The following is a 13,752-nucleotide window of genomic DNA, read 5'->3' as shown; positions in this document are numbered from 1 at the left end:
CATCTGATATACTTCCTGTGAAAGTTGTAAATTGCGTTCTTCATCGCAGGATGATTGACCGTGAGAACGCTTTATCTACCGCTCGTGTATGCTAAACTTTTTTGCTTTCATAGCTGAAATTCTCAGAAAAGGAGGTGGTGCATTTGATGCAATCTCTCTGGATCTTTTTTTTACGATGCGCGACCTTCAGGAGTGCGGGACTTCGGCAGGGAAAGATGGTCTGGCCAATGAAAAGCCGTTAGCATAAACGCTACGGCTTTGTAGGACCTCCCTTGCTTCTCCTCATTCCTCTCCGGTCTGCTCTTCGTGTTCACAATGACCGATCCCTCTCACCCTTCTATGTGTGTGTTCTAGAACAGGTTATGCAGCGCCTTTTCTCAGACCTACAGGACCATGGACGCGCACTCAGATCTGTGCTTTTTCATGTCAATTTACACTTGAAACGCTTCCGTGAGGAGAAGAAAAGAGATCTATGGACATTCAGTTGAGACGTGTCCTTCGACGCTTGGCCAACGCCCTGCGGGAGACAGGTGATCTGCGACGCCTCCGTCCGGTTGATGGGTGTGATGTTGCGACAACGTTCGTGCAGTGGACGTATCTGCGTGCGGTGTTCCATCGAGGCTATGTGCTTGCCTCCGGCCTCTATTTCGTAGTCGATGCGCATCTTTCCGCCTCCCAGATCGTCTTCCTCGGCACGGTGATGTCCGCCACCTTGGTACTGACGGACATCCCTACCGGCGTCTGGGCCGACGCGCTCGGACGCAAGTGGCCGCTCGTGATCGGCCATCTGTTCCTGGCTGCTGGCATGGCGATGACTGGCGTGGTAACGGCATTTCCCTTGATCCTGGTAACGCAAGTCTTGTGGGGAGTAGGATGGGCCTTCCTGACCGGTGCCGACGTAGCGTGGGTCACCGACGAGCTTGCTCAACCCCACCGAATCGCCCGCGTGTTGACGGCTTCTGCCCGCTGGGAGCTTGCAGGGGGAGCGACGGGGATGATCGCCTTCGGTGTGCTTAGCTGGGCAACGAGCCTAGCGACGGCGATTGTGGTATCAGGCGTCGGCATGGCGCTGCTCGGACTCTTCGTCGCGGCGCGGTTCACCGAACGCAACTTCCTTCCCACGAAAGAGAAACGGTGGAGCGCGTCGCTCTCGACCTTCCGGCTCGGAGTCAGCCTTTTGTGCCGCGACCACGAGATTCTGCTGGTCTGCGTCGCGACAATGATCGTCAATGGCGCGGCCGTGGTCGGATGGCTGTTTCCCAAGCAGATCGTGAACCTGGGCTTTCCTTCAGATCCCGTTCTGTGGTACACAGCAGTCGGGCTGTGCTCCTCGGCGGCAGGCGTCGTCGCGCTGCATATCGTCCAGGCGCGCATCGACGGCGTGGGCGTTGCCCGGCACATATATGCGCTCACCTGCTTCATCGGTGTGCTCGGCCTGCTTGTGCTGGCCGAGGCCCCTGATGCCATCATCGGCGGCGCCGGGGTGCTGCTGGTGAGCGGCATCGCGTTCAATGTGACGCGGACGGTCAGCGTGATCTGGGTGAACCGGCGCACCACGAGCGATGTACGGGCGACTGTGCGCTCATTTCTCGACCAGGCCGAATCCATTGGGGAGATCTGCGGCGGGTTCGCGCTCGCTGCCATAGCAGGGGTCGCAGGCATTTCGATAGCGCTCCTCATCTCAGCTGCACTCATTGCGTTCACTGGAATGATGGTGGCTCTGTCGAGCGCTGACCGAGCGAGTCCTGGCTCACGATGAGTCTAGTGGCATGGCGAGGAAACCTGATCATCTGACTGATCGATGGCAACATCGCAACGGAAAGCCGCTTGCATCAGGAGATCTCCACGGTATTACCATCTGGGATGTTGTAACAAGGACGAAGATACGGCAATTTCCAGCACACACGGGTCGTTTCGCTCGTCTTACGTTTAGCCCAAGTGGTCGGATGCTCATCTCTATAGGCGATCGGAAACGAACAGTTCGTTGGTGGGATATAGAAAATGGACAAGAAATCTATCGCTTGAGTTAGCTCAGCGGATAGTAAACCATACATCAGGAGCTATTTCGAGAGAAAACGCTTGAATGTGCTGATCGCGATGACACTCCCATTCATGAAACGACCAAATGTAGGCTAGATCATCTCGTTTACGATCATGAGGTTGCGCCTATGCTTAGAGATCTCGTGTTGCCTCGCTATTGGTCGGATATGTAGCCAAGACCTCTTGGCTCTTGCTGAAAAAGAGTCAGGAGGTCGCTTGTTTTATTTCATACTCAGCAGTTTTATTTCGTAATATTGTACTGTGCCACGTAAGCTATCACCCATAAGGGCTAGTGGGCAAGACCATCAGGTTCGTGGTTGATACCAGCCAGTCGAGATTCTCGGCATAGCGTATCGCTGTACTCAATTTCCTCTATAATCATTAATATGATGAGGCGCCCGCTTCTTTTTCTTCTATTGCTTTATTTGTCAAAATAAGGGAAGTGATTTTTTATGACTTTTTCGTTTCAAGAAATGTATTTGTGTTTTTATTTGTTTCATTCTATCTCGACAATAAGGATTATCTTAGTTATACTTAGCAATACATCCAACATCCAATTTATGAAAAGGGAAAACTACTAAAGCAGGGATGTTGAGATGGTCTTCTTGGGAAGTTACCAGAGAGGGTCAATGGAGAGAAGAACCTGAACGATTGTATTTTTTTACTTTAATGCATTTGCATGCATTAATTTATGAGAGAGAGAGAGAGGATTATTTGTGAAAAGCCACTCCCTTTTTTCCTTTGTTCGACGCGGTAAACAGGCGCTGTTTATCCTGGTTTTACTGCTGATGTGTTCCCTTCACGTTCCTATCGCCCATGCAAGCGAGCTTACATCTGCCTTGACTGGCTCTGGTCAAGGTATACAACCTGGTCAATTGTTGGCTGGAGGAAAGGGTCACCAGAAGCAGAATCCAACCTTCTTGCAACAAAAAAATCAATGGAAACCACATATTGTACTGGCTTCACAGGCTCACCTGAGCTATTCTCCGGCACAATATGTCAGTGAGCCTCCTTATACCGGTACCGATTCGGCTGGACACGGCTATACCGATAAATATTTTTGGAATGAGTGTGGACCAGGAGCCTCAACAGCTACGCTTGGGTACTGGGGCGTCAATCTCAAGAGGGGGACTCACACTTATAGTGATCCTTACACCACGACGGCTTGGAATGATACGCATTACACTTCCTATGTCCAGTATATTGCGACGCAGAGCTATCCCTCAGCTTTTACTTCAGCTGGTGAGATGAGCTACCAGAGCTATCCAAACGCTTACGCTACCTTCGATGATGTCAGGGACGTTTTAAACTGGGAAGCGTCGGGCCATAGCTCTAACTATTCCAGCTATTTCTATGCAGTGCTTGGCGTAGATAGTTTGACCAAAGCGAGCTTTAAGAATGACGTGCAGCAAGATATTGCCTTAAGCAAGAAGCCACTCATTGTTTCTGTCAATGACAACGTCCTGCCGGATTGGATCAACGCGCCTGGAACAAGCCATTTTATCACCATCCTCGGGTACGATTTCACCAATAACACCATGACCTATTCCGAGACCTGCGGGCAGAAGTCTTGCAATACACAGGGTACAGGAGTTTACACCATTACTATTGATCAACTCTGGAACGGGATGGTCTATGACAATGGCAATGGTGGCATTGTCTGGTAATAGTGACATCTTATGCTTGCTCTGATTCTTGAAGGCAGCAACACATGAGACAAAGGTTTTTGGTGAAAGAAGAGATTTATCTTATGGGCAAAGGCATGCGGTCGTCTACCTGGCTGCAACTCACGGCAGGCCTCTGCATTCTCGGCCTCGTCCTTCTTTTGACAGCCTGTGGAGATCATTCTGCAGCGGTTTCACAGGGCAAAGCGACACCCCATGCAACCGCAACGCCGCATCCTGATGCGCACATCGTCCCGACTTTTATCGACGATAAAACTGGGCCAGGCTCAAGAGCTGTGCCGCAATTTGCCTATGACAGGCAGCACAAGACACTTGTGCTCTTGGGTGGCAAGAGCTTCAATGGCTATTTACAGGATACGTGGACCTGGGATGGGCATGCCTGGACGCAACAGCATCCCGCGACCTCGCCAGGACCCATTCTTGGGGCCAGTATGGCCTATGATGATGCCACGGGTCTCGTCGTGCTCTTCGGCGGCTCTCCCATCTTCGGTTCAGCTACGAACGATACGTGGACCTGGGATGGCAGCACCTGGACCCAGATGCATCCTAGCATTGCTCCACCGCCACGCAGGGATGCCACTCTGGTGTATGATGCAGCGATTGGGCAGCTTGTCCTCTTTGGGGGGTATGGAACGGACACGAAATCTCCCTTGAACGATACGTGGACCTGGGATGGGCAGACCTGGACTCAGCAGCATCCCGCTACTTCTCCTTCAGCCCGCTTGAATGCAAGCATGGCCTATGATGCTGCCATGCGCACGGTGGTGCTTTTCGGGGGAGATGACATGGGCGCACCCATTCCCCTTTTGACCGATACGTGGACCTGGGATGGCACGACGTGGACCCAACAGCATCCCGCCACCTCTCCCGAGGTGCGTTTCACCAACGATGGGATCTTATATGGAGCCTACTCCTCTTCCACCGCTATGGTCCTGGATGAGGCTTCCCAGCAGGTGATCCTGACGCTGGCGGGAGGTGAAAATTCTGACAAACAGAAAATCCAGGTTTCCTGGGCCTGGAATGGAAGAACCTGGACTCAACAGTCAGTACAACATCTTCCAGAACAAAAGATGTACCTGTTCTATAGTGCGGCGCAGAAAACCGTCTATGCCTTTGCCACTTCCATCACTATGAGTACATTCAATGATAGCTTATGGCGGTGGAACGGCAAAACATGGCAATCCCCTACAGTGTAAGTTTTGAGAGCTCTAGAGCTTAGATCAATGCGGAGGCATAATCGCCTCCGCATTGACCTTCTTATCGAACCAGCCCGTAAAATGACGTTGACCCACTTTGGAAGAGTATCCGAAGAGAAGAAGGACGTGTATCTCCTCTCTCGCAGAAGAAATACGAACCGAACAAAAACGTTGATTGTTCCATGTGCGGGTGCCTAACTCGCTCATTATAGTTAACTTGCCAGGATGTTCCCTCCTTTGTGGGCACAGCACCATTCAAAATACTATGAACGATCGCATATGATCAACTTGTTTCTCTTTACCCACGAGCAATACGTGAAACGCTGGGCGACCATGTGTTCCATAGAATCAGTAAATATCTCAATAATCGTTTGGAGCAAAATCATCGTGGAATAAAACAGCGATACTATCCCATGCATGGCTTTGGACATTTCGACTCATGAGGTGGAAATACGGCAGCTGTGTGACCACTTGACGCAATTGCAGGAGCAGTTCTCATTAATGCAGACGTACTCTCGTACTCTCCAGTTTGGCGTCCCAAGCGCTTTTGCGGCCTTCCTCGGTCTGGAAGGCGTGGGCGTGTGAAACCAACGAGGAGGGAGATGTCTATCGCTGAGGATTACCGCGCTCGGCCTGTGGTCAGCCACTGTGCCCAATCAGCGCGCTGATTGCCACGTGCGATCTGCGCTGCCTGTTCCCATGCGTACGGCACCTGTATATGCTCCACCTGCCACCCGTGCTGTTTCTGGTGCAAAAGCGCATAACGAGCGTGAGGGCTGCCGGATTCCATAACATATGTCTCCATAGAGTAGGCTGGCATCCCAACGCTGCCAGGGTTAATAAGGAGCTTTCCTTGCGATAGGGAAACCGTACGAGGGATGTGGCTATGTCCACTGAGGATGACTGGTTGGGTAATCTCGGCGACGCTGGTCGCGATGACCAAGGTGTTTCTCAAGAAGACACCGGAATGAGTTACCTCTTCAAGTAGATAAGGCGCATCGAAGAGGTCGCCGTGGCAGACAAAGAGCTCATCGGCGATAACGGTTGTGTCCGGCAAGGAGCGCAGCCAGGCAAAATGAGCCGGGGTGAGCTGGGTGCAGGTGTAGTTTTGGGAGAGCGAGCGTTTTTCCTGCGGCAGAAAAAGTTCGCGATCGTCGTTGCCACAAACATTCACCATCTTGCGGGCTATGAGCAGGTCGGCGGTACCCGCGGGATCAAGCGGGCCTGTCAGGTGATCTCCCAGATTCACGATCTGTTGGATGCCTCGGCGATCGATATCCTGCAAGACCGCCTCCAGGGCCCAACGATTCCCATGGATATCGGCAATGACCGCCAGAGAAGTTTGAAAAGTCTTCGTTTCGCTCATGGTTTTCTCTTTTCTCAAAGCAGAGTGTTTTCAGAAAAGTGTACCACATCGCTGCTTCTCTGCAACTATGCTCACGTTGAGGAACGGCTGGCCAGCAAGCTGTCACTATCTTGCTACTACCTCGTTGCGCAATTCCTGGGCAGAGCCACGTAATTCCAAAGAAACCATGCGTCGCAGCCGCACCACCCGGCATGGAACTGAGGATGAGACGACAAAAAGCTCTTGCTATCCAGGAGTTCCAGACGAAGCGTCATGCACCGTAGGTGCACCATTCAGAATGAAAAAGAATTCGATGGACGAAGTTGGTACACTACGGAGGAAAGATCCCAATACTAAAAACGATGGAAATAATAAGGCAGTCAAGCTTGAAGACGAAGCTGTCTTCGGGTGTCTGGAAGAACCACTCATTGTTGCTCCCATCAGGGAAGCACGTAGAGGAAAATCTCATGTGGAAAGACGCCCTGTTGGTGATCTTTCAGAGCAAGCGTCGAATCAGTTTTCAGGAGGAACATCTCTGGAAGTCGTGTCCCCACAATGGAGGTGAGCTGTAAGAGAGGAACTGACTCCTTTCCCATCGCAAATAAACAGAAGATTCAACAACGGCTCGTTCGCCCATTGGAACGCCTAGGTAATACGGTCATCTTGCAGCCTTAAGCCAAGACAACCCCTGCCTAAGCACTCTTACATCATCTGAACAATTGATACGGAAGGTTCAGATCTGAGGGAGAGATTTTTGTCTCTCGTGCCAGGTTTTCAGAGGAAATTTACACTGTCTGCACCGTCTACCATGATTGTTCAAGACAGACAGGCATCACTATCCTTCGGAAGCCAAACTGAGGCGGAAAAAGTGCCTCTTGTGCTAGAAGCCAACGGAAACCTGACCAGGATGCTTGAACTGGTTGCCCTCGGTGAGGAGGAACGCAAATTGGTCGAGCAGGGGATGGCGCTCAATCAGTTATTGCTGTCCCGACTGGCCGATGAGCCGACACCAGCGGGGCCAACGCCGCGCGAGCTTCACTCAGGAAAACGGAAACCACTTTCTGTCTTGACGGAGACAGTTGGTCTGGTCAAGCCTGATTGAAGCCCCAATCGTTTTGAACTGGAAGGGCAGGAGGATGCCTCACATGGCTCCTGCCCTTTCTCATGCTCGGGAGAAAGCCATGCTGCCCTTCGGCTATGGCCAACCGACGCCCGGTGCAGATGCGTGGGTGGTGAGGATCTGACCCGTTCGTGCCCCGTCAGCCATGTGCTCAAAACCACGCCACTCGGCTGCCATCAGGAACAGCGTTTGCTTATTTCCCCCTCCGAGCATGCATGCGAAGCAGCCACGGTCAAGATGGATCGTCTGCAAGACCCCACTACCTTCTCTAACCCGCACACAACACTTGTTCGGGACATCGCCGTACCAAACGGCACCTTCAGCGTCGAGACAGATGCCGTCAGGGGCTGCTCCTTCGAGCGCGGCCCAGACTCGCCGATTCGACAGGCTGCCGTCGCCATCAATGTCGAAGGCTGTGAGAAGGTTTCCATGGGACTCAGCGACGATCAGCGTCAAGTTATCGGGTGTCACGGCCATCCCATTCGGGAAAGCGATGTTGTCAGCCACTTGGCGCACCGACCCATCGGGGGTGACCAGCGCGATGATTCCGGGAGCATCAAAGCCGCCGCCGTTGATGTAGATATTGTCGCGACCATCCACGACGATCTCGTTCCAGATGCCAGCAAGATCGGAAAGAATGGCATGGGTCACTAGCTCCCCGTCGGGCTCCCTGCGCAGGAGAAGTCCCTCGCGCCCTGAAACGACGAGCAGACGTCCATCGGGCAGCCAGTCGATGCAAAAGGGAATCGTGGTCGGCACGCGGACCATGACTTCGCTCTTGCCCTCCAGATCGACGGCAACGACCTCCTGGGTGCCCCAGTTAGAGAACCACAGACGGTCCTCGTGCCAACGCGGCGACTCACCGAATGCGAGACCAGTCAACAAGATTTGCAGTTCATGCATTCTGAAAATTACTTCTATTCACCAGATCACAGAACCTGTATTCTCCTTGCCTTTTACAAGTAGAAAACAGCATACCCCGAATGATCAGAAAAAACTTCTCGCATCTTGCTCTCATACGAACAATGCCAGGATTCATGCGCCCATTGTAGCCAGTTCTGCCAGATCTCACATGAACAAGGAAGATGACTATATAGCTCATTCCATTCTACATAATGGTATTCACTGTCTGACTCCTGAGCATGGCTGGTCTCCTGAGGATTGGTGTTGATTTTCCTCAGCTTACAGCCTGCTTGGGGGTCGGTCAATTCTCCATTGGCTCGAGTATACACCGTCTTTAACATTATCGACGATGCCGTCCGGGATGCCCTCTCGCAGGGGATCGAACAAGTGGTGATCCTGGGAGCCGGGCTTGATACGCGCCCCTATCGCCTGGCCGGGATGGAGCGCACGCGCGTGTTTGAAGTTGACCTCTCATCCGTGCAGGAAGACAAAAAGAAGAAGCTGCACAAACATTGTGGTCGGCTGCCGCAACAGGTCACGTTTCTCCCCATCGACTTCGATACAGAGAGCCTGGAAGCGGTCTTCAGCGGGACCCCCTTCAACCCTACCAGTCTGGCGATCTTTGTATGGGAAGGCGTAACGCCAATATCTTGTGGAGGAAGCCGTCCGCAAGATACTGGCCTTCGTTGGCCGATCTGCTCCTGGAAGTATCCTTGTATGAAACGATTCGCCAGTGGTGCCTGAAATTCGGTCAGCAGTATGCTAATACACGCAAGTATAGCCCTGGTAAGATGGGAGACACGCGGCATCTTGATGAGGTATTCTTGAAGATCAATGGAAAGTAGCACTATTTGTGGCGTGCTGTGGATCAGTATGGCAACGTCCTTGATATTCTGGTGCAGAGTCGGCGCAATACGCAAACTGCCAAAAAGTTCTTTCGGAAATTGCTGAAAGGGCTCCAGTATGTGCCGCGTGTGATTATTCCCGATAAGCTGGCCAGCTATGCAGCCGCTAAAAAAGAGATCATACCAGGCATCGAGCACCGCCAGCACAAAGGTCTGAAGAATCGAGCTGAGAATTCACATCAACCAACACGGTGGTTTCAGTTCTGACACTTCCTATTCCTCACAGATTTCTGGGTAACATTCCAATTACACCAGTATGGGGAAGGGATAGAGGAAACCTTGATCAATATATAGTCCATGTATAAGTTGGCGTGCAATGTCTACTCTCGCCAATACCATCCTTTTCGCGTATTCAACGTCTCGTCCAGCGCATAGCAGGCTGTAATCAGTGCCAGATGAGAAAAAGCCTGTGGGAAGTTTCCTACGGCCTTTATGCTGGAACTGATTTCTTCAGCATACAGCCCCACATGATTGCTCATTGATAACAGCTTTTCCAGACGCAGGCGCGCCTCCTCCAATTTATTTATACGCGCCAGGTTTTCTATCATCCAGAAGCAACAGGCGGTGAATGCTCCTTCAGAACTCCGCCCCATGCCATCATCTGCTGCGGTTTTCTGATCATAACGCCGAACGGTTGTTGTTCCGACTGTAAGCTCTTCCTTAATGCGCTCTATTGTCGCCACAACTCGTGGCTCATGTGGCCCTGTAAAGTGTTTTAAGAGCAGTAACAGAGCGCTTGCGTCCACTGCGTCGCTGCCATAATACTGCGTGAAACAGTTTCTCTGCTTATTCCAGCCCTCTTGCATAATCTGATCATAGCTTTCCGCTCTGATTTGTTCCCAGGTAGAGAGTGGTGCGGGCCACCCCCAGTCTCTCGCTATACGCAAAGCACGGTCAAACGCAACCCAACACATCAGGCGTGAATGCAGAAATGGTTTTTCTCCTCCTCTTACTTCCCAAATACCGTTGTCCGATTCTTTCCAGTGCTGACTGAGCCAATTCAGCAAGCGGCAGAGGTTTTGCCACAGGTTGTAGGAGATTGCATCATAGTTATTGTAAATATTAATGGCTTCCATCAATTCACCGTAGATGTCCAGTTGCTTTTGCGTGTAGGCTCCATTGCCAATGCGCACTGGGCGGCTACCTCGATACCCTGCAAGATGATCGAGCGTTGATTCCTTCAAATCCTGCTCTCCAGTAATGCCATACATTGGTTGAAGTGTCCCGTTCTCCTTTAACTCATGGCAGCGTTCGTTTAACCAACCTGTGAAAGCCTCCCCCTCTTCTGTAAAGCCCAGTTTTAGCAGGCTGTCAAGCGTAAACGCAGCGTCTCGTAGCCAGCTATAACGGTAATCCCAGTTGCGGTTTCCTCCAAGTGTTTCAGGCAAACTGGTGGTTGGAGCGGCAACGATCGCACCAGTTGGTGCATAGGTGAGCAGTTTCAGCACCAGTGCCGAACGCTGTACCATTTCTCGCCAGCGTCCCTGGTAGGTGCAGTTAGAAAGCCAGCGATACCAGTAGTGTAGCGTTTCGTACAACAGGTCCTGGTATGCTGTTTCCGTGAGTGGGCCGGGCAGATACTCCAGTTCACGGTCGCTGATGAGATGAAAATGAGCGGATTCTCCTCTTCGCAATGTGAAGGCGGCTGTTACTCCTCCTTTCCCATCTCTCTCTAGAGGAACTGGTGAGGTCAAATAGAGGTCGAACTCATGACTGTGAAAAATCGCTCCTCCCGCAACTAATTCAATGTGATGCGGGTCTCTCGCATAGTTAAACGCGGGCCGGCAGGTCAATTTGATTGGCAGCGTGCCTACTGCACCGGAAATAGAACGTACAAGAGTATGTCGATACGGGGCTGTGTGCTTCTCTTTGATAGGCATGAAGTCTGTCAGTTCCCCTCCGCCGTAATCGGTGATAAAGCGTGTCAGTACGACGTTCGTTTCCGGCAAGTAGATTTGGAGATATTTAGTATTTACATCATTAGACGTGAGACGGAACATACCACCCTTATCGGCATCCAGAATCGCTCCGAAAATGCTTGGCGAGTCAAAGCGTGGAAGGCAGTACCAGTCAATAGTTCCATCAATACCAACTAATGCGACAGTATGGAGGTTGCCAATAATGGCATGATCTTCAATCGGTAGGTAATTTCCCTCAAGGTTTGAAGCAAATTTCATGGTTATATCCCTTTTTCGACTCTTTTATACATGGAAGGTACAGGACAGGCGATGCCCTCTGCTAACACCCCCATGAAAATCACGTATACGGCGTACACAGGGTCTCATCATCAGGTAGACCCTCTATGATTGAATCTCTTTAGAAGAGTCTCTAAAGTAGAGAGAAGAAGGAAGAGTATCTCTTCTTTAGCAGAGGAAGCACGTACCGATCAAAAGCCTTGATTGTTACATGCAGGGGTACCCCCTGCGTGTAACAATCAAGGCTTTACACTTAATTTTGAATTTTAGAGTATTTGTCGTATTTTTCTCAGCTTTGCAGGAAATTCAGGAGGATACAGCGTGGTTTCCCCTCTCCTGCGAGCAGCATCCCATGCTTCTCCTTCGGGGGAAGCATCTTCCTGGCTATCCCGCCATGGTTGAGGCTCGCCTCAGATGCCTGGCAACACTTTCTCTAGAACGGTACTTCTTCCTGCCAGCATCTAGAGCGGCTGAGCCGTCTCAAGATTTCGACCCCGTCAAAGACCAGCAGGCCCGGTGGCGACTGAGCGCTCGTATCGCTGAACGCTCGGGATTGGCTCCCGGCTCCTCGCCAAAGAGACGCGCGAGGTCCTCATACATCCCTATGAGGCAGAGGTATGAAACGAATGGTAGAAAATCCCATCAGGAAAGCTAGTGCTTTGCTCCTGGTGATCTACTACATGTGCCAGGACTGTGGCAGCCAGACCAGTCTTTCCTATGCCGCTAGGGTCGTAAAGGGCCAGAATGGCGCCCTCAGCTGGGTCCTTCAAGTGCTGAAGAAGCCAGTGAACGTCCTCTTCTCGACCCACAAAGGCTTGAGCGCGTGGTGGTAACATTAGCAGTGGTATCCACAGAGCTTCTGGGGCAACATGATAGACAGGCACATTCTCTTGCACATTGTCATCGGTTGTGTCCTCCGTGTTAGGTAATGGGGTGAGTGGGGAGGAAGGGTCCAAACGTGTATGGCGCGCGCTGTGTGGTAGGTGCGCAATTGCTTGCTGCGTCTAGCGCTCGTGCATACCATGGCTCTCCTCTTCACTATCGGGTTGAACCACGCTCCTTTCAATTGGGGATTTCGTCGCCTTGTTTCATACTTTGCACATCGGGATAGTACGGCTCTGTTCGTTTTGAGAGCTCAGATGAGAAGATGGAGACCGTCGCGTTGCCCAACGGTACATGATGGCTGGCTACTAGCTGAGCGCCCCTATCCGGGTGAGAAGGGGATCCACAATGGTTGTTCGCTTCTGACGCCTCTGGCGGCATTGGCCCATCGAGTAGGTCCAGGAAGATGCCAGGGACGAATAAGGATGTGTGGTTCGCTGACTCATTGAATCAGGGCTCTCGGCGAAACGAACAGAGTCGTAGTATGATCTATCGCTGTAGGATTAGGCATACCCATGTGCTAGTAGCTGCATACCTGTCTGTCTAAATCCTTCTGCGTTCGGTATCTCAACTGCAAAGGCGTCCGCTAGTCGAGCGATGATGTGAAAGCAGGCACAAATCCGTAATGCATCCTCTATCGCTTGCTTACTCACACCGAGCGCGAACAACGGCCGTATATCGTCAGGGGAAACGTGATCTGGATCGAGGGTGACCTTCTCTAGGAGTCCTAACATCGCGTGAAGCTGTGCGTTAAGTGGCGCACTACGCCAATCGATGAGGGCTGCCTGTACAAAATTAGCATTGATGGCCTGTGACGCAACTGCGCCGTGAGCCCCTGTTCAATAGACACATTGTAAGAGTGACGCAGTAAAAGCTGCGAAAAGTTCTCGCTCACCCACACTCCAATGGGAGGGGCCACGAAGCAACTGCTGTAGACCGTGAGAGAATGCATCCCCAAACATATCCGACCGATACGTTAAAATACGCCGAATATCTGAGATCGGTTCATCCTTGTGGATTGCTTGAATGATCTGTAATCGCATCGCTTGCTCCTTCAACCGCTGCCATTCCTTGCATGAGGCACTTGGTGCCCGCACCTAACGCAATACTCAATGTGATTTCGAAGATAGCCTCTTCAGTATAGCCAGTGTGGCGAAGTTGCTCTATATCTTCGTCTGTCACTTTGTATGCATACTTTCGTACCTTCGTGATATACGCCTGAAGGTCAGAGGGAAGATTGCTCTCTGACCCCATGGAACCCTCGCTTGCAATGCTCGCCTGTATTACGTATTCAGTCAATGCCTTGCGCAGAGCAGGCGAGGTTGACCCGGGAGCGGTCTGAATCGACTGGGTGAGCTGCTGGTAGAGTCTGCTGTGTTGTTCTGCGATATCTGTCATGGTCCACTCATCCTTTTTCTGTATCTGTCCGCACGTTCAGAAAAACGACTAAAACGCTGCCTTCAGTAAACACTCACGCGAGC

At 51.6% G+C, this 13,752-nt stretch carries 12 protein-coding genes and 2 pseudogenes; 8 read left to right on the top strand and 6 right to left on the bottom strand.

All coding sequences use genetic code 11. The features are described 5' to 3' along the window. Positions 1 to 472 precede the first annotated feature (472 nt). The 4 genes and pseudogenes from KRAC_RS03140 to KRAC_RS65215 all read left to right on the top strand — a co-directional run. Complete coding sequence (locus KRAC_RS03140) at positions 473 to 1,759, top strand: MFS transporter (RefSeq protein ID WP_007904439.1); 1,287 nt, start codon at positions 473 to 475, stop codon at positions 1,757 to 1,759. A 997-nt stretch (positions 1,760 to 2,756) separates the two neighbouring features. Beyond that, entirely contained in the window at positions 2,757 to 3,707 is a 951-nt protein-coding gene (locus KRAC_RS03135) for a cysteine peptidase family C39 domain-containing protein (protein WP_007904437.1), read from the top strand. Positions 3,708 to 3,790: 83 nt separating this feature from the next. Then, positions 3,791 to 4,921, top strand: a complete 1,131-nt coding sequence (locus KRAC_RS03130; RefSeq protein WP_040441840.1) for a Kelch repeat-containing protein — start codon at positions 3,791 to 3,793, stop codon at positions 4,919 to 4,921. Positions 4,922 to 5,220: 299 nt separating this feature from the next. After that, positions 5,221 to 5,361 (top strand): annotated as a pseudogene (locus KRAC_RS65215) (IS6 family transposase); the annotation flags it as partial. Between the two features lie 179 nt (positions 5,362 to 5,540). Here the strand turns inward: KRAC_RS65215 and KRAC_RS03120 are convergent. Continuing rightward, complete coding sequence (locus tag KRAC_RS03120; RefSeq protein ID WP_007904434.1) at positions 5,541 to 6,287, bottom strand: metallophosphoesterase family protein; 747 nt, start codon at positions 6,285 to 6,287, stop codon at positions 5,541 to 5,543. Positions 6,288 to 7,143: 856 nt separating this feature from the next. Here KRAC_RS03120 and KRAC_RS03115 point away from each other — a divergent pair. Next, entirely contained in the window at positions 7,144 to 7,368 is a 225-nt protein-coding gene (locus KRAC_RS03115) for a hypothetical protein (RefSeq protein WP_157506284.1), read from the top strand. A 93-nt stretch (positions 7,369 to 7,461) separates the two neighbouring features. Here the strand turns inward: KRAC_RS03115 and KRAC_RS03110 are convergent, their stop codons facing one another. Next, a complete protein-coding gene (locus tag KRAC_RS03110) occupies positions 7,462 to 8,289 on the bottom strand; it encodes an SMP-30/gluconolactonase/LRE family protein (protein ID WP_007904427.1) in 828 nt (275 codons plus the stop codon). 261 nt (positions 8,290 to 8,550) lie between these two features. On the opposite strand from KRAC_RS03110, the gene KRAC_RS65205 reads away from it, so the two are divergent. Further along, on the top strand, positions 8,551 to 9,033 hold the full coding sequence (locus KRAC_RS65205) for a class I SAM-dependent methyltransferase (RefSeq protein ID WP_274532078.1): 483 nt from the start codon (positions 8,551 to 8,553) through the stop codon (positions 9,031 to 9,033). Beyond that, positions 8,997 to 9,386 (top strand): annotated as a pseudogene (locus tag KRAC_RS03100) (IS6 family transposase); the annotation flags it as partial. The gene KRAC_RS65205 and the pseudogene KRAC_RS03100, both read left to right, overlap by 37 nt. A gap of 128 nt (positions 9,387 to 9,514) precedes the next feature. Here the strand turns inward: KRAC_RS03100 and KRAC_RS03095 are convergent. Beyond that, positions 9,515 to 11,371, bottom strand: a complete 1,857-nt coding sequence (locus KRAC_RS03095) for a glycoside hydrolase family 15 protein (protein ID WP_007904425.1) — start codon at positions 11,369 to 11,371, stop codon at positions 9,515 to 9,517. 635 nt (positions 11,372 to 12,006) lie between these two features. On the opposite strand from KRAC_RS03095, the gene KRAC_RS70655 reads away from it, so the two are divergent. Next, positions 12,007 to 12,222 carry a hypothetical protein gene (locus tag KRAC_RS70655; protein ID WP_007904422.1) on the top strand — a complete coding sequence of 72 codons (216 nt, stop codon included), beginning with the start codon at positions 12,007 to 12,009 and terminating at the stop codon, positions 12,220 to 12,222. A gap of 357 nt (positions 12,223 to 12,579) precedes the next feature. Here the strand turns inward: KRAC_RS70655 and KRAC_RS73580 are convergent, their stop codons facing one another. From KRAC_RS73580 to KRAC_RS03085, 3 genes are read right to left on the bottom strand one after another with little or no spacing between them, the layout of a single operon-like run. Further along, positions 12,580 to 12,717 carry a hypothetical protein gene (locus tag KRAC_RS73580; RefSeq protein WP_169460850.1) on the bottom strand — a complete coding sequence of 46 codons (138 nt, stop codon included), beginning with the start codon at positions 12,715 to 12,717 and terminating at the stop codon, positions 12,580 to 12,582. Between the two features lie 57 nt (positions 12,718 to 12,774). Next, complete coding sequence (locus tag KRAC_RS75395) at positions 12,775 to 13,314, bottom strand: carboxymuconolactone decarboxylase family protein (protein WP_007904409.1); 540 nt, start codon at positions 13,312 to 13,314, stop codon at positions 12,775 to 12,777. Beyond that, the gene (locus KRAC_RS03085; RefSeq protein ID WP_007904404.1) at positions 13,277 to 13,669 is read right to left on the bottom strand and encodes a hypothetical protein; all 393 of its coding nucleotides are present in this window, start codon (positions 13,667 to 13,669) and stop codon (positions 13,277 to 13,279) included. Before KRAC_RS03085 ends, KRAC_RS75395 begins: the two co-directional genes overlap by 38 nt. Positions 13,670 to 13,752 lie beyond the last annotated feature (83 nt).

Source organism: Ktedonobacter racemifer DSM 44963, from assembly GCF_000178855.1.
Lineage (GTDB): Bacteria > Chloroflexota > Ktedonobacteria > Ktedonobacterales > Ktedonobacteraceae > Ktedonobacter > Ktedonobacter racemifer.
This window is presented reverse-complemented; position numbering and strand designations above follow the sequence as displayed.